General features: G+C 42.2%; 25 protein-coding genes and 2 other annotated features. Of the genes, 4 read left to right on the top strand and 21 right to left on the bottom strand.

Going from position 1 to position 23,182, the window contains the following annotated elements; translation table 11 throughout:
• Window positions 1-94 precede the first annotated feature (94 nt).
• Complete coding sequence (locus PG840_RS02830; protein ID WP_330663218.1) at window positions 95-379, bottom strand: hypothetical protein; 285 nt, start codon at window positions 377-379, stop codon at window positions 95-97.
• 129 nt (window positions 380-508) lie between these two features.
• On the opposite strand from PG840_RS02830, the gene PG840_RS16895 reads away from it, so the two are divergent.
• The gene (locus tag PG840_RS16895) at window positions 509-727 is read left to right on the top strand and encodes an aldo/keto reductase (RefSeq protein WP_334303944.1); all 219 of its coding nucleotides are present in this window, start codon (window positions 509-511) and stop codon (window positions 725-727) included.
• Window positions 728-810: 83 nt separating this feature from the next.
• Here the strand turns inward: PG840_RS16895 and PG840_RS02820 are convergent, their stop codons facing one another.
• Window positions 811-1,224: an EamA family transporter gene (locus tag PG840_RS02820; protein WP_270205212.1), complete on the bottom strand. Its 414-nt coding sequence runs from the start codon at window positions 1,222-1,224 to the stop codon at window positions 811-813.
• Between the two features lie 38 nt (window positions 1,225-1,262).
• Window positions 1,263-1,601: a winged helix-turn-helix transcriptional regulator gene (locus PG840_RS02815; RefSeq protein WP_008374833.1), complete on the bottom strand. Its 339-nt coding sequence runs from the start codon at window positions 1,599-1,601 to the stop codon at window positions 1,263-1,265.
• Window positions 1,602-1,897: 296 nt separating this feature from the next.
• Here PG840_RS02815 and PG840_RS02805 point away from each other — a divergent pair, with 296 nt between their 5' ends.
• Window positions 1,898-4,066: a TaqI-like C-terminal specificity domain-containing protein gene (locus tag PG840_RS02805; protein WP_330663217.1), complete on the top strand. Its 2,169-nt coding sequence runs from the start codon at window positions 1,898-1,900 to the stop codon at window positions 4,064-4,066.
• 74 nt (window positions 4,067-4,140) lie between these two features.
• Here the strand turns inward: PG840_RS02805 and PG840_RS02800 are convergent, their stop codons facing one another.
• Together PG840_RS02800 and PG840_RS02795 are read right to left on the bottom strand one after the other, a co-directional pair.
• On the bottom strand, window positions 4,141-4,293 hold the full coding sequence (locus tag PG840_RS02800; RefSeq protein WP_243188030.1) for a hypothetical protein: 153 nt from the start codon (window positions 4,291-4,293) through the stop codon (window positions 4,141-4,143).
• Window positions 4,294-4,318: 25 nt separating this feature from the next.
• A complete protein-coding gene (locus PG840_RS02795) occupies window positions 4,319-5,185 on the bottom strand; it encodes a DegV family protein (protein WP_270205211.1) in 867 nt (288 codons plus the stop codon).
• A 256-nt stretch (window positions 5,186-5,441) separates the two neighbouring features.
• Here PG840_RS02795 and PG840_RS02790 point away from each other — a divergent pair, with 256 nt between their 5' ends.
• Window positions 5,442-6,800, top strand: coding sequence for a spore germination protein (locus PG840_RS02790; protein WP_117835228.1), 1,359 nt, complete (start codon window positions 5,442-5,444; stop codon window positions 6,798-6,800).
• A gap of 327 nt (window positions 6,801-7,127) precedes the next feature.
• Here PG840_RS02790 and PG840_RS02785 read toward each other — a convergent pair whose 3' ends face one another.
• The 7 genes from PG840_RS02785 to PG840_RS02755 form a co-directional block, all read right to left on the bottom strand.
• Complete coding sequence (locus PG840_RS02785) at window positions 7,128-7,643, bottom strand: deoxyuridine 5'-triphosphate nucleotidohydrolase (protein ID WP_008374818.1); 516 nt, start codon at window positions 7,641-7,643, stop codon at window positions 7,128-7,130.
• Window positions 7,627-8,124, bottom strand: coding sequence for an anaerobic ribonucleoside-triphosphate reductase activating protein (gene nrdG, locus PG840_RS02780; RefSeq protein WP_008374816.1), 498 nt, complete (start codon window positions 8,122-8,124; stop codon window positions 7,627-7,629). Before nrdG ends, PG840_RS02785 begins: the two co-directional genes overlap by 17 nt.
• Complete coding sequence (gene nrdD / locus PG840_RS02775) at window positions 8,125-10,257, bottom strand: anaerobic ribonucleoside-triphosphate reductase (protein WP_117823054.1); 2,133 nt, start codon at window positions 10,255-10,257, stop codon at window positions 8,125-8,127.
• Between the two features lie 341 nt (window positions 10,258-10,598).
• Window positions 10,599-11,372 carry an ABC transporter ATP-binding protein gene (locus PG840_RS02770; protein ID WP_270205210.1) on the bottom strand — a complete coding sequence of 258 codons (774 nt, stop codon included), beginning with the start codon at window positions 11,370-11,372 and terminating at the stop codon, window positions 10,599-10,601.
• On the bottom strand, window positions 11,359-12,246 hold the full coding sequence (locus tag PG840_RS02765; RefSeq protein WP_055158458.1) for an ABC transporter permease: 888 nt from the start codon (window positions 12,244-12,246) through the stop codon (window positions 11,359-11,361). The genes PG840_RS02770 and PG840_RS02765 overlap by 14 nt, the downstream gene beginning before the upstream one ends.
• 30 nt (window positions 12,247-12,276) lie before the next feature.
• Window positions 12,277-13,296, bottom strand: coding sequence for an ABC transporter substrate-binding protein (locus PG840_RS02760; RefSeq protein WP_055158460.1), 1,020 nt, complete (start codon window positions 13,294-13,296; stop codon window positions 12,277-12,279).
• 182 nt (window positions 13,297-13,478) lie between these two features.
• Window positions 13,479-13,729: a binding site (T-box leader), on the bottom strand.
• Window positions 13,730-13,800: 71 nt separating this feature from the next.
• A complete protein-coding gene (locus PG840_RS02755) occupies window positions 13,801-14,094 on the bottom strand; it encodes a hypothetical protein (protein ID WP_270205209.1) in 294 nt (97 codons plus the stop codon).
• Between the two features lie 125 nt (window positions 14,095-14,219).
• On the opposite strand from PG840_RS02755, the gene PG840_RS02750 reads away from it, so the two are divergent.
• Entirely contained in the window at window positions 14,220-14,567 is a 348-nt protein-coding gene (locus tag PG840_RS02750; protein WP_022220545.1) for a helix-turn-helix domain-containing protein, read from the top strand.
• 150 nt (window positions 14,568-14,717) lie between these two features.
• Here PG840_RS02750 and PG840_RS02745 read toward each other — a convergent pair whose 3' ends face one another.
• From PG840_RS02745 to PG840_RS02705, 9 genes are all read right to left on the bottom strand, one after another.
• Window positions 14,718-15,590: a bifunctional 5,10-methylenetetrahydrofolate dehydrogenase/5,10-methenyltetrahydrofolate cyclohydrolase gene (locus tag PG840_RS02745; RefSeq protein ID WP_173824589.1), complete on the bottom strand. Its 873-nt coding sequence runs from the start codon at window positions 15,588-15,590 to the stop codon at window positions 14,718-14,720.
• Between the two features lie 25 nt (window positions 15,591-15,615).
• Entirely contained in the window at window positions 15,616-16,245 is a 630-nt protein-coding gene (locus tag PG840_RS02740; protein WP_270205208.1) for a cyclodeaminase/cyclohydrolase family protein, read from the bottom strand.
• 115 nt (window positions 16,246-16,360) lie between these two features.
• Window positions 16,361-17,287 carry a homoserine O-acetyltransferase MetA gene (metA, locus tag PG840_RS02735; RefSeq protein WP_008374805.1) on the bottom strand — a complete coding sequence of 309 codons (927 nt, stop codon included), beginning with the start codon at window positions 17,285-17,287 and terminating at the stop codon, window positions 16,361-16,363.
• A 6-nt stretch (window positions 17,288-17,293) separates the two neighbouring features.
• On the bottom strand, window positions 17,294-18,676 hold the full coding sequence (locus PG840_RS02730; RefSeq protein ID WP_117835237.1) for an AI-2E family transporter: 1,383 nt from the start codon (window positions 18,674-18,676) through the stop codon (window positions 17,294-17,296).
• A 37-nt stretch (window positions 18,677-18,713) separates the two neighbouring features.
• Window positions 18,714-18,860 (bottom strand): hypothetical protein, encoded by a 147-nt coding sequence (locus PG840_RS02725; protein WP_173824591.1) that lies wholly within the window; start codon window positions 18,858-18,860, stop codon window positions 18,714-18,716.
• A gap of 123 nt (window positions 18,861-18,983) precedes the next feature.
• Window positions 18,984-19,304 carry a DUF1540 domain-containing protein gene (locus tag PG840_RS02720; protein WP_270205206.1) on the bottom strand — a complete coding sequence of 107 codons (321 nt, stop codon included), beginning with the start codon at window positions 19,302-19,304 and terminating at the stop codon, window positions 18,984-18,986.
• 76 nt (window positions 19,305-19,380) lie between these two features.
• Complete coding sequence (thrS, locus tag PG840_RS02715) at window positions 19,381-21,312, bottom strand: threonine--tRNA ligase (protein WP_270205205.1); 1,932 nt, start codon at window positions 21,310-21,312, stop codon at window positions 19,381-19,383.
• 37 nt (window positions 21,313-21,349) lie between these two features.
• Entirely contained in the window at window positions 21,350-22,213 is an 864-nt protein-coding gene (locus tag PG840_RS02710) for an aldo/keto reductase (protein ID WP_117556267.1), read from the bottom strand.
• A 51-nt stretch (window positions 22,214-22,264) separates the two neighbouring features.
• Window positions 22,265-22,475 (bottom strand) — a binding site (T-box leader).
• Between the two features lie 69 nt (window positions 22,476-22,544).
• Entirely contained in the window at window positions 22,545-23,054 is a 510-nt protein-coding gene (locus PG840_RS02705; RefSeq protein ID WP_270205204.1) for an SEC-C metal-binding domain-containing protein, read from the bottom strand.
• Window positions 23,055-23,182: the final 128 nt, after the last annotated feature.

The raw sequence follows: 23,182 nt of genomic DNA, 5'->3' as shown, positions 1-23,182 counted from the left end.
GCCACTATACCATAAAATAAGCGAGCAAAACGAAATATTATAGCAATCTGATGCATGAATAATTTTAGAATCCTGTAATAAAACTGCACTTTTTTTAGAGTTGTTCAATCTTACATTCATGTTCCTTTGTCTTGCTGTTATAACTGATTCCAACAGCAAGAATGTGTCCTGTATATTCCTTTCTTTCTGCTGTTTTTCCCTGAAACCGCAAAGCGTACTCTTTTTCTTTTATCTGCGCAATTACCTCTTCCGGCTTATGATCTACTTTCAGTTCCAGTATCATACAATCCTGATCATATCTGATTGGATAAAAAATATTTTGAATCTGATCCACATTATATCGGATATAAGTAAACACCGTCTTTCTTTTTTCTAACATTACGCCGTCTTTTAATTAGTCTTAACTAATTTCATTATATATAACCTCTTTATCCTGGCTTTTCAGCTCAATTCTTCGACATAAAATGTCACCCTCGCCTGGGGACCATTTGCGGAAGGACGCAACGATATATTCACCAATCCGGTTCTGACAAAGATCGATGAAAAATACGGAAAAACTGCTGCACAGACAGCCCTTCATTTCCTCCTTCAAAATGATGTGGTTATCATTCCGAAATCTGTTCACAAAGATCGTATGCAGCAGAACTTTGACCTCTTCGATTTCACACTGACCGCAGAAGAAATGGTAGAAATTGAAGCTCTGGATGGTGGCGAAAACTTCCATTAGTAATTACAGTTTTCATATATCCTCCAACCATCGAATTATATACTCTTTTTATTTCACCAAATCTTTCCGATTTAATTAAAAATTTATAACACCATTATCAATGTACCTGCTCCTATCAAAACACAGCCAATGAGTGATTTTGCAGTAAACTGTTCATGTAAAAACACAAATGCCAATATAAGTGTGATTACCACACTCAGTTTATCTATTGGTACAACCTTTGATGCATCCCCCATTTGTAAAGCTTTATAATAGCACAGCCACGAAGCTCCTGTTGCTAATCCAGATAAGATTAAAAAAATCCAGCTTTTCTTACTGATTTCTGCCAGTCCATTCTGCGCATGAGTAAGAAAAACCATGCCCCATGCCATGATTACTACAACAATGGTTCGGATTGCAGTTGCCAGGTTGGAATTCACTCCTTCTATACCTATCTTGGCAAGAATTGAGGTTAACGCAGCAAATACCGCTGATAAAACAGCAAATATCATCCACATAATAACACCTTCTTTTCACATAAAAAAATAAGAACTGATCATTTCACCAATCTGTTCTCTTCTCCCCAAATGCAAAGTTGATCCAGTACAGTCATCAATGACTTCCCTCTTTCTGAAAGGCTGTACTCCACCTTCGGCGGGATCTGCGGATATTCCGTCCTGATAATCAGGCGGTCTTTCTCCAGCTCTTTGAGATTGGTACTGAGCGTTTTGTCGGAAATAGTTTTCAGATACCGTTTTAATTCATTGAACCGTACCGTTTCAAACTCCATCAGACAGTATAGAATAACCATCTTATGTTTGCCGGAAATCAGGGACAATGTATAGGCAAAGCCTGTATCTTCAAAATTTGCATTTTCGATATAGTTCTTTATCATAACACTTTCTCCTTAGAAGGGGGTTTTTGCATAAGCAAAGGCTCCTTTTTCAACTATATAAATTGATAGTAACGCTCAATTCACCTTCCTATAATCAGCATGAGTCAAACAATCGTCCAGTTCAAATTTGAACCCTTTAAATTAATATTGCTTTCATTCGCGTTGCCGTATATAATATTTATTATATGATACCAGGGTCAAAAGGTCAGAAAGCCAATACAAGCTTGCTTGCAAGAGGATTTTTGACCTTTTGACACTCACATCATTATTATACGAAAAAAGGAGTCTGCACGACTATGGATTATATTTCTGTAAAAGAAACTTCGAAGAAATTCCATTTATCTGAACGCCGCATACAAAAACTCTGCGAAACCAACCGGATTAAGGGTTGCAAAATGGTCAGCGGCATCTGGTTGATCCCTGCCTCGGCCACCAAACCTTCCGATGAGCGAATGACGAATTCCCCGAAAGATTCCGATTCTCTCTCTTTAAAAGAATTATGTGATATACTTTCCATTTCGACCGCAACCGGGCGCAACTGGATCAAGCTTGGCAAACTTATTCCTGAATATACGGATAAAAGAAAGCCTTATTTTACAAAACAATATACCGAAAAGTTGAAAGCCGAACTGCAATCAGGCAAAAATCAATCACTGAAAAGCAGACGTAACAAGAAATTTGTCTGTGGAAATTCTCTTTACAGCGCCTATGTTTCTGAAAATTGTCAGAATATTGAACCACTGCAGCAGATTCTCCGAATTGTAACCGATGAATCCATTGCTCTTTCATCGGATGTGATTCAATATTTCATTGCTGACTGTGCCCTGCATTTGCTCGCCCAAAAATATGATCTTTCTTTCAAGCATGAAAAAGCGTTGCTGAGCAGATTTTTAAGAAAAGAAATCACCCTGTCTCTATACGACGAACTGATCTATGCTTTGATTGCAGATTCCAAGCAGGCTCTGCTTTTCTGTGAAAAATATTCTCCGCTTTTTGATTTTGATTATGTATACGAACCTGCTGAAGATATTCTTGGTCTCATTTACATTTCCTGTAAAAATATCGGCAGCCGCAAGGCAACCGGCTCCTACTATACGCCTACCAAAATCGTCAAAAAGCTGATTGAGAAGCTGGATATTGCATCAGATGCCAGAATTCTGGATCCCTGCTGTGGAACTGGAAATTTTTTATTGCAGCTTCCAGCACATGTTCGTTTTGACCAGATTTATGGCAATGACACCGATACAATCAGTGTAAAAATCACCCGGTTGAACATGGTTTTGAAATATGACATTCTTTCTGTCAAAACTCTGTACGAGCATATAACCGAAGCCGATTATCTTGCATCTGATTTAAAAGCTTCTTACCAGTATATCATCGGCAATCCGCCATGGGGATATGAATTTTCCGAGTCGGAAAAGGAAAAGCTTCGCAAAAACTATCGGACTGCTTCCGGGAAAAATATAGAGTCTTATGATTTGTTTATTGAAAAAGCACTACGTAATTTGTCCATAAACGGACAACTCTCTTTTATTCTTCCAGAGGCAATACTTAATGTAAAGGCACATACACCAGTCCGTACTGCCATTATGGAAAGTAATTCCATCCGATATCTTAATTTTTTGGGAAATGCCTTTGATAAGGTTCAGTGTCCCTGCATTATATTGCAGCTCATTCACACCGGAAAGCCACTTTCGACAGTCGGAATGGAAGTATCCGACTATAGTCACTGTACAACCATTCTGACAAACCGTAAAATTTCAGCCGAATATTTCAGCTTTCATACAACGGATGCTGAATATCAGCTGCTTGAAAAAATTCGGCATATTCCTAAAACAAAATTCCTTGCCGGAAACGCCGATTTTGCTTTAGGAATCGTAACCGGAAATAATAAAAAATATATTTCTTCCGTGAAAAACAAAGATAACGAAATTATTTTAAAAGGCTCCGATATCTTTAAGTACCATACTAATCCGAACTCAAACTATATCGTGTTTAACCCACAGAATTTTCAGCAGGTAGCACCTATAGAAATGTACCGTGCGCCAGAAAAGCTTTTGTATCGTTTTATCAGCAGCCAGCTTGTCTTTGCTTATGATGATAAACAAACACTTTCTTTGAATAGCTGCAACGTGGTCATCCCCAAGCTTGAAGGACTGCATATAAAATATATTCTTGCCATCCTTAATTCCAGAATTGCACAGTTTATTTACAAAATGGAGTTTCACTCCGTGAAGGTATTGCGTTCTCATATTGAAAATATTCCGATTCCGGATGTTAATGCCGGCATGCAAAACAGTATCATCCAAGCTGTCGAACCACTAATTAACAGACTGCCTCCTGAGGAAGCACAAATTGCCTACGAGCAACTTGACCAATTGATTTTTAAATTATTTAATCTTACCTCTAAAGAGCAGGATATCATTAAGCATGCAGTAGATGGAGAAAACAAATTTCTGTTCTGACAAACATAAAACCAAAGATATTCCTGGCTTCCCCTATTCAACAATAGGATTGCCAGGTCTGCTCTGGTTTTTTCTTATCTTCCTTTCTTCTTAACGACATTAAGGACATCTTTTTCAGCAACCCAAAATGGTCTTAGCTCCTCTTCTGTCATAAAAACCTGGCCTTCAAATACAGCTGCTCCCGCCTGTTGCAGTAGCTCTTTCAATTGTCTCCGTAATTCTTTCATTTGTATGCCTCGTCTTCACAAAGTCTTATCTCTTATTCCCCATACAGAACACAGCCACAACCCCCGGACCTGTATGTGACCCAATCACCGTTCCAATGCAGTTAATCAGAATATTGTGGACTCCCATCTTCTTCTCCACCTGTCTTGCCACAAATTCCGCATCTTCTTTGCAGTCACCGTGTGTGATCATCACAATATCATTATCCCAACCTTCGGACTGCTTCACTGCCATATCCACGATGTGTGTCAATGCTTTCTTTCTGCCACGTTCTTTTCCAATAACCTTCAGTTCGCCATGATCGTCCATGTGGATGATCGGCTTGATCTGGATCATCGTTCCAACAATTGCAGAAGCCTTTGATACTCTTCCGCCTCTATGTAAATGGAATAAATCATCAATCGTAACGTTATGCATGATATGAAGCTTGTTCTCCTCCACCCAGGCAGCCACTTCTTCCAGACTCTTTCCTGCACGCTTCATCTGAACAGCTTTGTACACAAGAAGCCCCTCTCCCATGCAGGCGCAGAGTGAATCAATCACAATCAATTTCCGCTCCGGATACTCTTCCTGCAGCTCTTCTGCTGCCATCCGCACACTGTTGTACGTTCCGCTAAGTCCGGATGAAAAGGCAATATATAAAATATCTTTTCCTTCCTTCAGATATGGCTCCAATGCCTCTCTTGCCTGCTCCGGATTGATCTGAGAAGTTGTCGGCATCGACCCTGCCCTGACTTTTGCAAAAAATTCTTCCCCGGTAAGTCCAATCATATCCTCATAAGACTGTCCATCGATCAGATAAGTAAGAGGAATATATGGAACCTCAAGCTCCTCGGTCAGGTATTCCTTCGGTAAATCCACTGTGCTGTCTGTCATGATCATATATTCACTCATAAGTGTGTCCTCCTTCATCCCTTTAGGGATTTATATATTACTTATAATTATGTACAGTATACCCTCTTTTCCGCAAGATAGCAAAATCTTTTTCCCATGCTAAAAAAATCTTAAGTTTCTTAATAACTTTTGTCATAATCCGGTATATTTTCCTTTTTTTGTGAAATGCTAAATCTATGCAGAATCCAGGCAGTAAAATATTTCCGGGATTCCAGATTTTCTTAACTTTAAATTATCTCTGAATGGAGGATTCAATATGGAAAAACATACTGTCAGTGCTTCCCTCACCGACAATACAAAATATATGAACCGGGCTCTTCCCGTAAAAAAAAGCTTTGATATTATCGAACGAACTCTGATCATCGGCGGACAAAATAGTGCCTTTTATTTTATTGATGGTTTCACCAAAGATGAAATCATACTGAAACTTATGGACTCCTTCCTCAATATTTCTGCCGATGATATGCCAGAGGATGCAACTTCCTTTTCTACAAGCTGCATCCCCTATGTAGAAGTTGATATTCTCGGTGACTTTGACAGCATTTTCAAAAATCTTCTGTCCGGTGTCACCTGTCTTTTTATTGACGGCTATGAAGCCGCTATTGCCATCGACTGCCGTACTTACCCGTCCCGCAGCATCGAGGAACCCGATAAAGACAAATCCCTGCGCGGTTCCCGTGATGGCTTTGTGGAAACAATCGTATTCAATACTGCCTTGATGCGCCGCCGGATCCGCGATCCGCATCTGATCATGGAAATGTATGAAGCCGGCACTTCCACACGCACCGACGTAGCTCTCTGCTATATGTCCGACCGTGTAGACCGCGAACTTCTGACCACGATCCAGAACAAACTGGAAGAAAGCAAATCCCAGGATCTGAAAATGAGCCAGCAATCTCTTGCGGAAGCTCTCTTTCAGCGCAAATGGTACAATCCATTTCCAAAATATAAATTTACCGAACGTCCAGACACAGCCTGCGCCTGCCTGATGGAAGGAAAAGTGATCATCCTTACTGATACCTCCCCATCTGCACTGATCCTGCCAACCTCCATCTTTGATATGATCGAAGAGGCAAATGATTACTACTTTCCGCCAATCACCGGAATCTACCTGAAAATATCCCGTGTACTGATCACACTGCTGACTGTCTTCATGGTTCCACTCTTTCTGCTCTTTATGCAGAACCCGGCATGGATACCGGAGATCTTCCGCTTCGTTCTGATCGAAGATACGGTCAACATCCCCCTGATCTTCCAGATCCTGATCCTGGAGCTTGCCATCGACGGACTCCGCCTCGCCGCCCTCAACACTCCGAGTATGCTCAGCACCCCTCTCAGCGTCATCGCCGGTATCGTCATGGGGGAATTCTCCGTCGAATCCGGCTGGTTCAACAGCGAGATCATGCTCTACATGGCATTCGTCTCCATCGCCAACTACACCCAGCCAAACTTTGAACTAGGCTACGCATTAAAATTCATGCGTCTCCTGCTCCTTATCCTCACCGCCATCTTCAACCTCCCAGGATTCCTCACAGGCTGCCTCATCGTCATCCTCTGCATCACCTTCAACAAAACCCTATCCGGCCGTAGTTACCTGAACGTAAAATTAAACTAATCCCCTGTAGCCTGCAACAAAATTGCAGGCTACACCTACATAACCTTCACCTTTCCACCACTACCTAAATCTCCTCAACCGGTTATCACCAGCCTTGTAAAAAACGCCTCTCTAATACAGTAAATCCGGCAACCGGGATCAAAAAAATAGTGTTCAATTCACTTATTCTGCAATGGAGATGAAACTCAAAAATTGTGGAAGCCTTTGGTGACACAATTTTCGCACACAGAGGTCCATCGTAATGCCCTTGCACAATGGAATTGTACACTATTTTTTTGATCCCGGTCGCCAACACAACCTATATTTTAACGCCTTTTTTTTACAACCCTACTTCGTTGTACTTCCAAATCCCCCGTTTCTGACTGCCGTCGCATCGTCGTCCACAGTAATTCCATACTCAACAAAAATCCCCTGCATAAAGCCTGTCCCTTTTCCAAGCTCTACCGTTTTATTCTCATTGGTATCATTCGTCAGTTTCGCAAAGATATGGCCTTCATTATCAGAATAGAAATAATCGCTGTCAATAATTCCTACCGTATTATTCAGCTGCAGACGGAACTTGAATCCAAGTCCGCTTCTCGGGTAGCATTTGAGTACCCAGTTTTCTTCCATTTCTACACGGATCCCTGTCGGGATCTTGATCGTCTTTCCCGGCTCGATCACAAAATCATCCGGTGCATAGAAATCATATCCTGCACTTCCTGCCGTTGCACGCTTCGGCAGTTTGATTTCTTCATATAAAGCCTTGATCTGATCCTCTGTATACTGCTCACCAAAGGTATCCTTCCATCCTTCCATAAACTGTTCCAGACTTACTTTGTGAAATTTAGCAATTCTCTTCATGTAATACAATTTCTCCTTTTCCTAATGTCTCCGGTACGTTAATGACCATCTGGTTCGCGCTGCCTTTCCAGTGCAGATCCAGTTCTTTCTTCTCAACCTCGAATTCTCCGTCCACCAGAACGTCCAAATAATTTACAATATCCATATTCTTGATATCTTTCCATTCATAACCGGTGTAAAGCCAGATCGTCTTTGACGGAAATTTTTCTTTAATCTCTTTTGCCAGCATCATGACCTCATAGGCATTTGCCGAATGCAGCGGGTCGCCTCCACTGAATGTGATCCCACTGATATAATCCTTCTCCAGTTCTTCAAAAATCTCTGCCTTCGCCTTTTCATCGAAGAAAAGCCCACCATTCGGATCCCAGGTCACCGGATTGTGGCATTCCTTACAGCAATGGTCACATCCTGCAACCCAGAGGACAACCCGCAGGCCATCCCCGTTGAGCATATCATCTTTTGTTATATTATGGTAACGCATTTACATACTTTTCCTTTCCGCAATTTCTGCCATCTTGGCATCATTGAGTCTGGTATCTCCCTTAACTCTCGAATAAGACAGATATCCATTCATACGGTCAATCTTCGTCAGATTCTTGCTTCCACATACCGGACACACATCCATAGACAGCTCTTCATGACCACAGTCATCACAGTAGGCAAGTGACAGATTAACGCCCTCATAAAATCCCATATCCATTGCACGGCGTACCAGTGATTTGATAGCCTCTTTGTTATAATTGATCGGGTATTTTACATACTGGATCTTTCCACCGTTACACAGATCCCAGAAACGGTTTTCCAGATCCTGCTTTTCGATCGGTGTAATATCCTCGGTTACATGGCAGTGAAAACTGTTGCTCACATACGCCCTGTCCGATACATTTTCCACGATTCCATATTTTTTACGGAACTGCTGCACCTGCACACCACACAGATTCTCAGCCGGTGTTCCGTAAATCGCATACAGATAGCCGTCTTCTTTTTTAAATTCATTGACCTTCATGTTGATATATTCCATGGTCTTGATGGCAAATGCTCCATCCTCTACCAGGGACTTTTTATTATAAAGCTGCTGGAATTCATTGAGCGCCGTAATTCCAAAGGAAGCGGTTGCCGATTTCAGCACCGGTTTAATCTTGTCATGGATCTTCAGATGTCCGCCATAGAAACCACCCTCACAGTAGGCAAGCGGATTCGTAGAAGCACGCAGCTCTCCGAGGTATTCGTAAGTACGGATATGAAGCTTCCGGATCAGTTCCAGGTAATAATCCAGTACTTCAAAGAAATCTCGGTTCTCCTGTCTGGATTTGGCAAGGATCATCGGAAGATGGAGACTGACCGCACCGATGTTGAACCTTCCGACAAATACCGGCTCATCCTTTTCGTCCACCGGATTCATACCGCCTCTTTCATACCATGGAGATAAGAATGCACGGCATCCCATCGGACTGATGACTTTTCCGTAGCGCTTGTAAATACTCGGCACATAGCCTTTTCCGGTAAGGCTGAGCCAGTCCGGATACATAGTCTTTCTGGAGCACTCAATTCCGGCTTCAAAAAGATCTTCTCCCGGCTTTCCAGGTCCATGTAAATTTTCATCATAAAGGAACACGATTTTCGGGAAAAGTACCGGTTTTTTATGTCCCGGCTTTCCCTGTCCTCCTGCTCTTACTTCCAGCATCGTCTTTGTGACAAGCTTTCCGTATTCGCTGATATCGGTTCCGCTGGTCATGGTAATAAATGGATAGTCTCCACGGCTTGAGGATACGGAGTTGAACTTATACTCCCATCCCTGGAATCCCTGCTCCATCTCTTTTTCCAGATCCTTCCAGGCAATCTCCTGTGCTACTTCTTCCGAAAGTCCGAGGCTTCTGTATTTGTTCAGATGATTTTCATGGGAACGCTTCGCATAAGGCTCCAGGATCTCATCTACGCTCGGCACGGTAAATCCTCCGTACTGCTGGCTTGCCGCACTCAGTACGATATCTCCGATCACATCAAATGCCGTATCCAGTGTCTTTGGCTCATTGTACCAGAGATTTCCCATCTCAAATCCACCGGTCAGTACGCTTTTCACATCAAAGAGACAACAATTCATCGTATCTCTTCGGGCTGACATATCATGGATATAAATATATCCTTCCCGGATTGCCTGTAATTCTTCCACCGTCAGGAAAAATTTCTTATATAATTCTTTGTTCAGCTCATTGAAGATCAGGCTTCGCTTGGTCGATACCAGTGCACTGTCTGTATTACTGTTCTCTTTGTCCCCGATATACATGATCGACTGGCTTTTCTTATAAACCTCGTCAAGCATCTGCACAAAATCCTGCTTGTAATTCCGATAGTCCCGGTAACTTTTTGCCACGATCGGATTCACTTTCTCAAGCGCTCCCTCTACAATATTGTGCATCTCCGGAATCCGGATCTCATGCACTCCGAGTTCTTCTACCTTTTCTTCTACAAAATGACAGATAAAATCAATATCTTTCTGTGAAAATTTGATCAGTGCACGATATGCAGACTTATTGACTGCCACAACGACTTTTTGCACGTTAAATTCTTCTTTTGTCCCGTCTTTTTTTACAACTTTCACATTGTTTAAGCTCATCTTGTTCTCCTTTCTGATAACTACAATATATTGTATTCTATTTAAAATGTATACTATATCTTGACCGTTTTCCTCTATTTTAGCACTATCACAGCGAGAGCGTCAATCTGTGAAAATAACCAATTTTCCGACAGCCAGACAACCAAATCTTCTACAGGCATATTCCTGAAAATCCATTGACATTTTATATCGGACAGGCTTCTCCTTCTGTATTCAGACAATAGCCTTTCATTTTGAAAATCCTCGAATAATTTTTCCAAAACCTTTGGAGATACAAAAAGAGATAAGCCGAAACTGTTTCCTTTTCTGCTTATCTCTTTAATTCATAATCTTGTATTTTTTTAGTTTCCACACTCAATACTGATTTCATTGAACATCGTCAGGATTTCATCGATCGAGGTATCCTCTTTATCTTTTCCTGCCTTATCCATCACACAATGTCCCTGATGCATCATGATCAGACGATTACCGTATTCTACTGCATAGCGGAGATTGTGTGTGACCATAACCGTTGTCAGATTTTTTTCTTTTACAATCTTATCGGTCAGCTCCATGATCAGTTCTGCTGTCTTTGGATCCAGCGCAGCAGTATGCTCATCCAGGATCAAAAACTCGATTGGTGTCATCGTAGACATCAGCAGTGCCATCGCCTGACGCTGTCCTCCGGAAAGTGATCCGACTTTGACATGAAGCTTATCTTCCAGTCCAAGACCAAGCTGGGCGAGCTGTTCTCTGTAATAATCAATACGTGCCTTATTCGTTCCCCGTCCAAGTCCGTAGAACCTTCTTTTATTGTCCGCAAGAGACATATTTTCCAAGATCGTCATGGACGGACAGGTTCCCATAGATGGATTCTGGTACACGCGTCCGATCTTCTGGTTTCTCTTGTATTCTTTTACCCTTGTGATATCTTTTCCATCGATCAGGATCTGTCCGGATTCTACCGGAATACTTCCGCAGATGATATTCAGCATCGAAGTTTTACCGGAACCGTTACTTCCTACTACGGATACAAATTCGCCCTGATTGATCGTCAGATTGAAGTCCTCAAAAAGACACATCTCATTGACTGTACCCGGATTATAATATTTGTGGATATTTCTAAGCTCCAGCATTCTTCTTCACCTTCTTCTTTCTCTCCATACTAAGCACCAGAATTACCAGGAATAATACGGCTGTGATCAGCTTCATATCCTGCGGTTCGAAGTTCTTCAGTGCGATTGCCACACAGGCCTTGTAAATGATAGAACCGATCAGTACAGCTGTCGTTGTTTTTACAAAACTGATTTTTTTGAAAATACTGGTTCCGATGATAACACTTGCAAGACCGATTACCATCGCCCCTGTACCACTGGAAATTTCAAATACACGTTCTTCCTGACAGAAAATACATCCCGCAAGCGAACACAGCCCGTTTGCGATCGCAAGTCCCAGGATTTTCACATTTCCTTCATCCTTTGCCATTGCAGTTACCAGTTTATCGTTATCTCCAACTGCGCGGAGCAGGTATCCGGACTTGGTATTCAGGTAAAGGTCGAGAATGATTTTCACAATTAACGCAATGATCAGAATGATGAGCAATGTAGAGTAAGCGGAAAATCCTGACGGAAGCAGCTTATCCAGTGTATCATTTTTAAAGATTGTCTTCTGGGAAAACAACGGTACATTGGCTGTTCCTGCCACACGAAGGTTGATCGTCCAGAGCGCTGTCATCATAATGATACCTGAAAGCAGATCTCTTACCTTGCATTTGACATGGATCAGTCCGGTACAGATACCGGCTGCCACACCTGCTGCAAATGCAGCCGGAAGGGTCAGATACGGGTTCGCTCCTTTTGTGATCATAAGCGCCGTTACGGCAGCTCCTAATGGAAAGCTGCCATCTACGGTCAGATCTGGAAAATCCAGAATTTTGTATGTTATATAAATTCCCAATGCAAGGATTCCGTAAATCAGTCCCTGCTCCAAAATCGATACTGCAAAGCTCATTGCATTGCTCCTCACTTTTCTAATTCAAATTTAGTTTTCGCTGATAGAATCGTATGTCTCTACTGCACTGTTTTTCAGATCGTCTTCCACTGTGATTCCAAGATTTTCTGCTACTTTTGTATTCAGGTAAAGTCCTGCTTCTGTGATCGTCTCAAATGGCATTTCAGATGCTTTCTTTTCTCCTTTGAGAACCTTTGCTGCCATCTTACCTGTCTGTTTGCCAAGTGCTACATAATCAAGACCTTCTGCTGCCAGGCATCCAAGCTTCACCTGTTCGATCTCACTTCCGAATACCGGGATATTTGCTGCATTTGCCTTATCCAGAATGGTTGCAAGCGAGCTTACTACCGTATTATCTGTCAGGTTGCTGATGCAGTCTACCTGTGACAGAAGATCGTCTGTTGCAAGTGCGATTTCTGATGTATTTGTAATTCCCTTTTCTACAAGTTCAAATCCATAGTCACCGACTTTTTCTTTGTATTCAGCAATTGCAGATACGCTGTTTGCCTCACTTGTTGTATAGAGGATACCAATCTTCTTCGCATCTGGAAGAAGTTCACGGATCATTTTCAGCTGTGCTTCAATCGGAAGTTTATCACTGGTTCCTGTGACTTCTCCAACCGGGTTCCCTTTATCATCTGCAAGCTCTGCTGCTTTCGGGTCTGTAACTGCAGTATAAATAACCGAAATATCCGTATCCATCGCAGCATTATATGCTGTCTGTGCACTTGGTGTTGCGATTCCGCAGATCAGATCTACTTTATCGGATACAAAGCTGCTTGCGATCTGTGATGCAGTTCCCATATCTGCTGCCGAGTTCTTGTATTCAACATTCAGATTCTTTCCTTCCTCGATACCTTCTTCTTTCAGTCCCTCTAAAAATCCTTCACGGCAGTTATCTAAAGATCCGTGCTCTGCAAACTGGGAAATACCGATTGTATAGCTCTTTTCTCCATCTGCTGTCTTGGAATCCGACTTGCTTCCACATCCTGCCATCATTGTTGCTGCCATTGCCATTGTTAATAATACTGCGATTGTTCTCTTTTTCATAATTTTGTTCTCCTCTTCTTGATAAATAATTTTCTTTGTTAGCTTTCAAGAGAAGGTGTTTCTTGATTCCGCGCCGTACCACAACAGGAATACATATGTAACATCCTGCCGGAGACTTTTTATTTCATAGGAAGTCCCTTCGGAATTTCCTATGAAATAAAAAACGCCTCAATCCTTCTACGGATTGAGGCGACTAATATCTTCTACTAACGCGGTACCACTCAACTTTAACAGTTTCCTGTCCTCTTTTATGTACTAACATACATCCCTTATTGATAACGGGTTTGGTTCCCGACAAACCATACTCTCAATTATCTGATTTCAGGCTGCCCTCGAAAGTCCATTCAATTATCAACTCCATACAGCAATCCCACCGCCTGCTGCTCTCTGTGATATCGTTCGATAACCTACTCCTCTTTCTCAACGGTTTTACAATTTATGGTTAATATATTACCTCTTTATTCTCTGTTTGTCAACCTGATTTTTGGAATTTTTCAGATTTTTCTACTCTATTTCCTCCGCTCCCTGAAAAATATCCTGATAACATACTCCATAATTATCTAAAATCATTGAAAAGATTTTACGGTTCTTTTCATATTCCATCCCCAGTTCAAGATAGGCCTTAAGATGCAATAATGCCCCCAGAAGATAGACTCTGTCGTCTTCTGTTTTATAAAATTCATACAGACGGTAAATACTGATTATGAGGAGTTCTTCTTTATCCACTCCAAGTCTTTCACATTCATTCACCGCAAGCTTTATCGCCTCAAGATCTGTTCTGTACGATTCCCAATCCATTTCTCTACCCCCCTTTTTTTAATCATATCCTGTCATGGCGTTTTTGTAAAGTTAACTTGCGTATAATATCATTCTTTTTTCAAATTGAAATGCTACACTACTTTTATGAAGGAGAGATAAACAGCATGGAAAAGAATTTCGGTACACGCGTTCGGCAGGCACGTCACAAAGCCGGTCTTACACAGGCAGCACTAGCAGAAAAACTAAATCTTGACGAGACAACGATAAGCCGGATTGAAAATGGCAGCCAGGCAACATCCTTTGCAACCATGCTTAATTTTTCAGAAGCATTAGATGTCAAATTTGATTATCTGATCTGTGACTACCTGGATGATTCAATTCATTCAAAGGATCCGATCAATGCCGAGATCCTGGATATGATCACACCGCTTCCTGATAATTATAAACGACTGATCCGTGATAATATCCGACAGTTGTTAGAAAAGATTCCACCAGAGATGGGCGAAAAATAAATGTAGTCTATGCCACCCCGGAGCCGGAGGAGAAAAAAATCCTATAGATTCAAGTTGAATCTATAGGATTTTTTCTCTTCCTGGGCGCTCTGGGTTACTGGTTGTAACTGTTCTTCGCCCATTTGTATCGTGTTCGACAGAGAGGCGGTGTTACCCTCTGCGTTGTCCGTGTTCGTTCTGACCTGTACGGGCGGCACGCAGCACGTGAGAGGCGAGTACAGAGGTTGTGACGTTTCCTACTCCTCCCGGAACCGGTGTGATATGGGATACTTTTTCCCGGACATTTTCGTAGTCCACATCTCCACAGAGGGTTCCGTCTTCCAGTACGTTGATTCCGACATCCGCTACCACCGCTCCTTCGGCGATCATATCGGCGGTGATATGCTTTGCCCGTCCGATCGCAGCTACTATTATCTCTGCTTCGCGACATCTGTCCGCCAGATCTTTTGTGCGTGAATGGCAGATAGTTACAGTTGCATTCTGTCCAAGCATCAGCATGGAAAGCGGTTTTCCAACAACCATGCTTCTTCCGATGACGGTCACTCTTTTCCCCTGGAGTTCAATTCCATAGTGATTCATAATGTGCATCACTGCCTCAGAAGTACAAGGCGCATAAGCAGTTCTGTCACCTTCGAATATTTTTGCAAGATTTACAGGACTCATTCCATCCATATCCTTTGCCGGGTCGATCATCTGTCTGATCTTCTCTACATCGAGCTGCTCCGGAAGCGGCTGGAACAAAAGAATCCCGTGAACCTCCGGATCTTTATTGATCTTACAGAAAGCATCCTCAAATTCTTCCTGTGAAATATCTTCTGGCAGTTCTACAATGCGGCACTCGATTCCGATCATTTCCATTCTCTTTTTTGCTCCACGTTCGTAGGCAAGATCATTTTCTTTCGCTCCTACCCGAATGATCGTAAGGCATGGATTTACTCCCGCCGCATTCAACTCTTCTCTTTCTCTGATCAGCTTTTCTTTCATGGCTTTTGCCACTTCAGCCCCTCGCATCTGTATGCTCATGTCTTCCTCCTGTCTGTCTTATCTGTTATGGTTTGATACCCTTAAGTACAGCATCATAAGTTGTCTCTTTCAGTTCTTTGCCTGTCGCAATCAGTTGATCAGCCAGATAATTCAGTCTTTCAGCTTCTTCCTGATCCTTCATCATCTTTGTATTGATAAAAATATTAAGAGAAGCTCCTTCAAGGGCTGCCTGTGCAAAGAGGATTGCAACTCCTGCATCGCTGACAGCAAGCCTGCTTCCTTTTTCCCCCAGCACCCGGATCATCTCCATAGTATCTACAATTGTTTTCATGATACACAGTGGTGCTTCTGCCGCATTTTTAAGTGCGGCCTCCATAACTTTTTCCTTCTCTGCCTGTTCTTTCTCTGTCTCTTTTGGCATTCTGTAAGCCTTTGCCAGTGGTTCAAAAGCCTCGGCATCTTCATCTACCATCCGGACCAGATCCTGCTTCTTCTGCTCAAGTTTTTCTCTTATCTCTAGAATTTCTTCTTCAACATCCGCATATTTCTTTTTTCCGACAGTCAGATTTGTAACCATAAGTCCCAAAGCTGATGCGAACGCTCCGACTGCTGCCGATGCACCGCCACCTCCCGGAATCGGTGCTGACGATGAGAGCTGTTTCAAAAAATCAGTTGTTTTCTGCTCCAATAACATATTTTTCCTCCCGCTTATTTTTGCTTTCCTATTATAGCAAAGGATTTCTCTTCTGAAACATAGTACTTTCTAATATGCCTTTCAGGATATCGGTATATGAAATTCTATCTGAATCCTAATGAAAATCCGGTGTCCCCACCATATCATACGGGGTTGCCTGGTAAACATAGTAATTCAGCCAGTTTGCATACATACAGTTACCATGTGCTCTCCATGTAAGAAGTGGCTTCTGTGTGCTGTCATTGTCTGGATAATAATTCTCCGGCATTTCAATCGGAAGTCCTTTGCTCAGATCCCGCTTATACTCCTGATCCAGTGTCACCCGGTCGTACTCCGGATGTCCCATCACAAAAATCTGTCTTCCATTCTGTGCCATGATAAGGTATGCTCCTGCCTTTTCCGACTCTGCCAGAATCATCAGTCTCTCATCTGCACGGATCTTCTCAATCGGCACATCTGTATGTCTCGAATGCGGTGCATAAAATACATCATCAAATCCACGTACCAGAGGAATCTTACGGTTCATAACCTTATGTTCAAAGATACCGAAAAGCTTTTTGTCCAGCTGTACTTTATTAATCCCATAATGATAATAAAGTGCTGCCTGTGCTCCCCAGCAGAGATGGATCGTTGAAGTAACATGCGTCTTTGTCCACTCCATGATCTCTACAAGTTCTTCCCAGTAATCCACCTCTTCAAAAGGCATCTGCTCTACCGGTGCTCCGGTTATGATAAATCCGTCAAATTTCTGATCTTTTACATTTTCAAAATTCTCATAAAACCGGTTCAGGTGATTCGCTGAAGTATTCTTTGAAACATGATTTTTCACTGCCAAAAACACAATGTCAACCTGCAGCGGTGTATTGGAAAGGGAGCGCAGAAGCTGAAGTTCTGTATCCTCTTTCAGTGGCATAAGATTCAGAAGTCCGATCTTGATCGGACGAATGTCCTGATGAACCGCACGGTTCTCATCCATTACAAATATATTTTCTTTTTCCAGTATTTCTTTTACCGGAAGGTCATTCTGTACACGAATTGGCATTTCTGCTTACTTCCTCTCTTTTTTATTTTCCCCGTTTTTTACCGCTGTATCATTTTCTTCCGGATTTTCTCTGACAAATCTTCCGCTATCATCCACATAACTCTTTTCCCCATACTCCGAAGTCTGAAGCGGAAGCTTTTTCTTCTCCAGCAAATGATTGATCAGCATTGTAATAATATAATAAACTACTGCAAATGTAGGCACGCCCATGATCATTCCTACAAATCCAAACAGACCGCCTCCGAGCAGGATTGAAAATACAACCCAGAATGCAGATAATCCGGTCGAATTGCCCAAAATCTTCGGTCCGATCACATTTCCATCAAGCTGCTGCAGCACAAGAATGAAGATCAGGAAATACAAGCCCTTGATCGGATCATTCAGCAAAATCAGAACGGCACTCGGAATAGCACCGATATACGGTCCGAAGAAAGGAATGACATTGGTCACACCAACGATTACACTGATCAAAAGTATGTACGGCATCTTCAGGAGCGTAAGTCCAAAGAAGCAAAGCACTCCGATAATCATAGAATCAATGATCTTTCCAATAATAAATCCACCGAAAATCTCATTGCTTTTCTTTGTCAGATGCAGGATCATATTGGCATGATCTGTACGGAACACTGCATAGACGATCTTTTTACTCTGTGCGGAAAATGTTTCCTTACTGAACAGAATATAGACTGATACAATAAGACCAATCAGAAAATTCAGGATCTCACTGACAAAATTGATGATCCCAACCGTCAGGTTTGACATCACTTCATTAACCTTGGTTAAAAGATCCTGTTTGATCCAGTTCTGTAATGCATCCGATCCCTTTTCTAACAGGTTACGTGCCATGACTCCGGCAGGACTGGTATCTTTCTGGATACTTATGATCTTCGTAACCATATCACTGATCTGTCCCGGCAGAGTCTGAACCATGTCACGGATACTTTTATAAAGTTCCGGAATCAGCATATTGCACAGTGCCAGGATCAAAGCAAGCAGCATAACCAGCGCTGCAAAAACACCGACACTACGCGAAACCTTCTTTGCCTTTTCCTGAGACATTTTCTTTTTTAATTGTGGAATCAGCCACCGGTCAATCTGCTTTACGATCGGATTCAGCAAATATGCGATCACCATTCCGTATAGGATCGGCTTTAACACATCAATTACTTTACTGACACCTACTGATATATCATCTATTCGGAGTAACAGAAAATAAAAGATCACACAAGCTGCAATTACAAGAAAAAAGGTAAGCCCTTTCCTGAAATGAAGCAAAATCTTTGATGGTCCTCTGTTACCAAATTCCGGACGCTTCTCATAATACGCTGCTGATTTCTTCTCTTCCGGCTTCTCCGAAACCCCTTCCTCTACATTTTCTTTTTTTTCCATTTAATTTCCCTGTCTTTCTTCAAAAGTCTAGTTTTTATTATACCTTCTTTCTAACACCCCCGTCAACCTTCCCAACCATCCTTTTCACACCTTTTCTCTCAATCTTGCTCCGTCTTTTCTGAATCACGCTCCCACTTGCAGCTCCACAGCCCGAAGATGGCTGTGGAAACCGTCCTCCTCCCAAATCATTCAACTCTCTTTTGGTTAGTGCAATGAAGTCCTATCGATTTGTTTTCCATTTTCTTCGTCCCTTCCTCACAAACAAAAACGGGTGCAGGAGAAACTCTCCCACACCCATCAATCTCATCTACGCACATCCACAACTGAAAGTTGCACATTCCGTCTCATCACAGCTGCATGCCTTGCTGCCCTCCACACTGATCTTTCCTGCATGGCACTGGCATTCCTTATTGTACTGGCACTCCGTGGCCTTGCAGTCGATCTTGCTTGTCGGACCCGCCTCACCAGTCACATTACTGTAGGTGCCGCTTTTTCTTTCTTCAAAGCTGTCACAGCTTGTCTCTGCAGCTTTCCGTGCAGATTTTCCTCCCACCGTAATTTCGTTCAGATCACAATAAAAATCTTTGTTGTGCATACATGTCTGTACTGTACATTTTAATTCAGGCATAATGTTACCTCCTTTTTGAAAATCAGTATCATTATGCCCGAAAGTTTTATTTCTTATTCAGATTTTATTTAAAACTCTATTTATCGTCTTCTTTTTTTACTTCCCTTGCTGTTTTGGCCTGGATCTCCATCTTGATTGCTGCAAGAAAGTCTGCCAGTGTCTTCTGTCCTTCATCCCCTTCAAAACGGCTTCTTACAGATACCAGTCCGTCCTCTTCTTCTTTTGCTCCGACAACCAGCATATACGGGATCTTCTTCATCTGTGCTTCACGGATCTTGTATCCGATCTTCTCTGCACGTGTATCAATCTCTGCGCGAACACCTGAATTGTTCAGTTCATCCAGAACCTTCTGTGCATAATCCATATATTTGTCTGAAATCGGAAGTACCTTAACCTGTACCGGTGCAAGCCATGTCGGGAATGCTCCCGCAAAATGCTCGATCAGGATACCGATAAATCTTTCGATCGATCCAAAGATTACACGGTGGATCATGATCGGACGATGTTTCTCACCATCTGCTCCTGTGTATTCAAGGTTAAATCTGAGCGGAAGCTGGAAATCAAGCTGGATGGTTCCACACTGCCATGTTCTTCCGATAGAGTCTTCCAGATGGAAGTCGATCTTCGGTCCGTAGAACGCTCCATCTCCTTCATTTACTACATATGGAAGTCCCAGATCGTCCAATGCGCCGCGAAGGGCTTCTGTAGCCATATCCCAGTCTTCATCGCTTCCCATGCTGTCTTCCGGTCTTGTAGAAAGTTCTACATGGTATTTAAATCCAAACAGGCTGTAAACTTCATTGATCAGTTTTACAACGCCTTTGATCTCATCACGTACCTGCTCTGGTGTCATGAAGATATGTGCATCATCCTGTGTGAAGCATCTTACACGCATCAGTCCGTGGAGCTGTCCTGATTTTTCGTGACGGTGAACCAGACCAAGTTCTCCCATACGAATCGGAAGATCACGATAAGAACGTGGTTCTGATTCATATACAAGAATTCCACCCGGACAGTTCATCGGTTTGATTGCAAAATCTTCATCATCAATCACAGTTGTATACATGTTGTCTTTGTAGTGATCCCAGTGTCCTGATGTTTCCCAAAGATGACGGCTTAACATGATCGGTGAGGAAATCTCCACATAACCTGCTTTTTTATGGATCTCTCTCCAGTAATCAAGCAGCTGATTTTTCAGTTCCATTCCTTTTGGAAGGAAGAACGGGAAACCCGGTCCTTCTTCTCTCATCATGAAAAGTCCAAGTTCTTTTCCAAGTTTTCTATGGTCACGCTTCTTTGCTTCTTCCATCATATGCAGATATTCTTCAAGCTCTGCTTTCTTCGGATAGGAAGTACCATAAACTCTCTGAAGCATCTTATTCTTTTCACTTCCGCGCCAGTAAGCTCCTGCAAGGCTTGTAAGTTTGAATGCTTTTACCGGTTTTGTGCTCATCAGGTGAGGTCCTGCACAAAGATCTGTAAATTCTCCCTGTGAATAGAAGCTGATTACGGAATCTTCCGGAAGGTCTTCGATCAGTTCCACTTTATATGGTTCATCTTTTTCTTTAAAATATGCAATTGCCTCAGATCTTGGCATTGTATACTGCTTGATTGGAAGATCTTCCTTCACGATCTTCTTCATCTCAGCTTCGATTTTTTCCAGATCTTCTGCTACAAGTGGAGTCTCACGATCGATATCGTAATAGAATCCATCCTCAATAGAAGGTCCGATTGCAAGCTTTGTATCCGGGTACAGTCTCTTGATCGCCTGTGCCATAATGTGGGATGTTGTGTGACGGAATGCACCTTTTCCTTTTTCATCATTGAATGTAAGAATGTTCAGCTCACAGTCTTTGTCGATCACAGTTCTTAAATCAACAACTTCTCCGTCAACTTCTCCTGCTGTTGCAACCCTTGCAAGTCCTTCACTGATATCTTTTGCAATATCAATTACAGACATGCTCTGTGCATATTCTTTGCTTGATCCATCTTTTAATGTGATTTTCATAGTCTTTTTGTTCCTCTCTTTATTTTATAAATTCTGATTATACGACATTTTTCTGTGCAAGCTCCGGATCCGGATGTTCTCCTGACCATCCTGCCTGTGGCATAGTTGCCAGTCTCGATACATCCTCTTCGCTGATCTCAAAATGGAACAGATCCATATTCTGTTTCATCCGCTCCATCGAAGATGATTTCGGAAGCGGAATGATATCATTCTGAAGCAGAAATCTCAGACACAGCTGCGCCGGTGAAACCTGATACTTTCCGGCAAGTTCAAGGATCAGTCCATCTTCCAGAATCCGCCGTCTTCCGATCGGGCTCCATGCCTGCATCTGAATACCATGCTCTTTACAATACTGCACAGCTGCTTGCTGCATATAACCCGGATGCAGTTCCAGCTGATTGACAACTGGTTTTACAGTTCCATTCTCCAGAATGTTCTTAATATGGTGCGGAAGGAAGTTGCTGAGTCCAAGTCCCCGGATCTTCCCTTCTTTCTGAAGTTCTTCCATCGCCCTCCAGGTCTCAAGATCCAGTTCTTTCCAGTTCTCACAGTCAGCCGACGGTCTTGGCCAGTGGATCAGATAGATGTCCAGATAATCGGTACCAAGTCTTTTCAGACTCTTTTCTAATGCATCCTTTGTCTGCTGATATCCCATTTCATCTTTCCACATTTTGGATACAAGGAAGAAATCCTCTCTTGGAAGATTGCTTTCACGGATCGCCTGACCTACAAACTCTTCGGTCTGATAAAAGGATGCGGTATCAAAATAGCGATATCCTGCTTCTATGGCAGTCTTTAAAATCTCCACGTTATTCCCTTCTGCCGCTTTGTAGGTTCCAAAACCAACGCATGGGATTTTCATATCATTGTTCAACTTGAAACAATCGTAAATACTTTCCATCAGATCATCCTTTCTGTAAACTAAAAAACCTCTGCAACAGAAATATCTGCTGCAGAGGACGAGTTACTTTGTATACCCGCGGTTCCACCCCGCTTGTCCTGATTTCCAGGACCTCTTTGTGGATGATAACGGTATCCAGCCGGACTGTTTTACAGCCGCTCGGAGGTGGTCTTCAAACGCTTCTGTAATAAGAGGCTCTCAGCCTAAGACCTCTCTCTCTGGGATTCTTCCTGCGTTCTACTCTTCTCTTCATCGCATTTGCTAACATTATACCATGGGATTTTCATTTGTCAACACGTTCAAAAAATGTATTGAAAATTTCTATCAGAACCTATTTGTTCTTACCACAGCATTTTTTATATTTTTTACCACTTCCGCACGGACATGGATCGTTTGGATAAACTTTCTTTTCCACGTGGATTGTACGTGCGTTTTTCTGTTCTTTGTAAAGGACTTTTTTCTTTTCTTCTGTAAAGATCTTATCCCACTGTGGCAGTTCATACAGCCAGTCAGCTTTTGCATCTACCATATTCTTGTAAAGCAGTTCTTTATCAAAAGCAAGACTTACCTCAGTGTCCTCATCCATTGTCTCAATTGGATTAGCCACTTTCAGGCTGTCGTTGATTCCATCAAGGAATCCTGTCATTGTAAATACATTAATGCCATATTTTTCAGCAAGTTCCTTTACAGTTCCTTTTACTTCTGCGTCTGGATTCTCAAGCAGCTTTTCATAGATCTCTTTTTCAGTCTGGAAATAGGTTCCCCAGAACTTCTGCAGAGAAGCTTTATCCATCTCTTTCGAGTAAGCGGTATCTCTCCACTGTTCTAATAATGTACTCATACTGTAAATTCTCCTTTTTATTCTTTATCACTCCATATATCATACAGCATTTTTCGACTGTTTGCAAAACATTTTCTTGTAGAAATTGTTTTTTATCTATATAATAGAGATAAAGTATAGTACGAAGG

Source organism: Coprococcus sp. AM97-35 (assembly GCF_027697525.1).
Taxonomy (GTDB): domain Bacteria; phylum Bacillota; class Clostridia; order Lachnospirales; family Lachnospiraceae; genus Allocoprococcus; species Allocoprococcus comes.
This window is presented reverse-complemented; position numbering and strand designations above follow the sequence as displayed.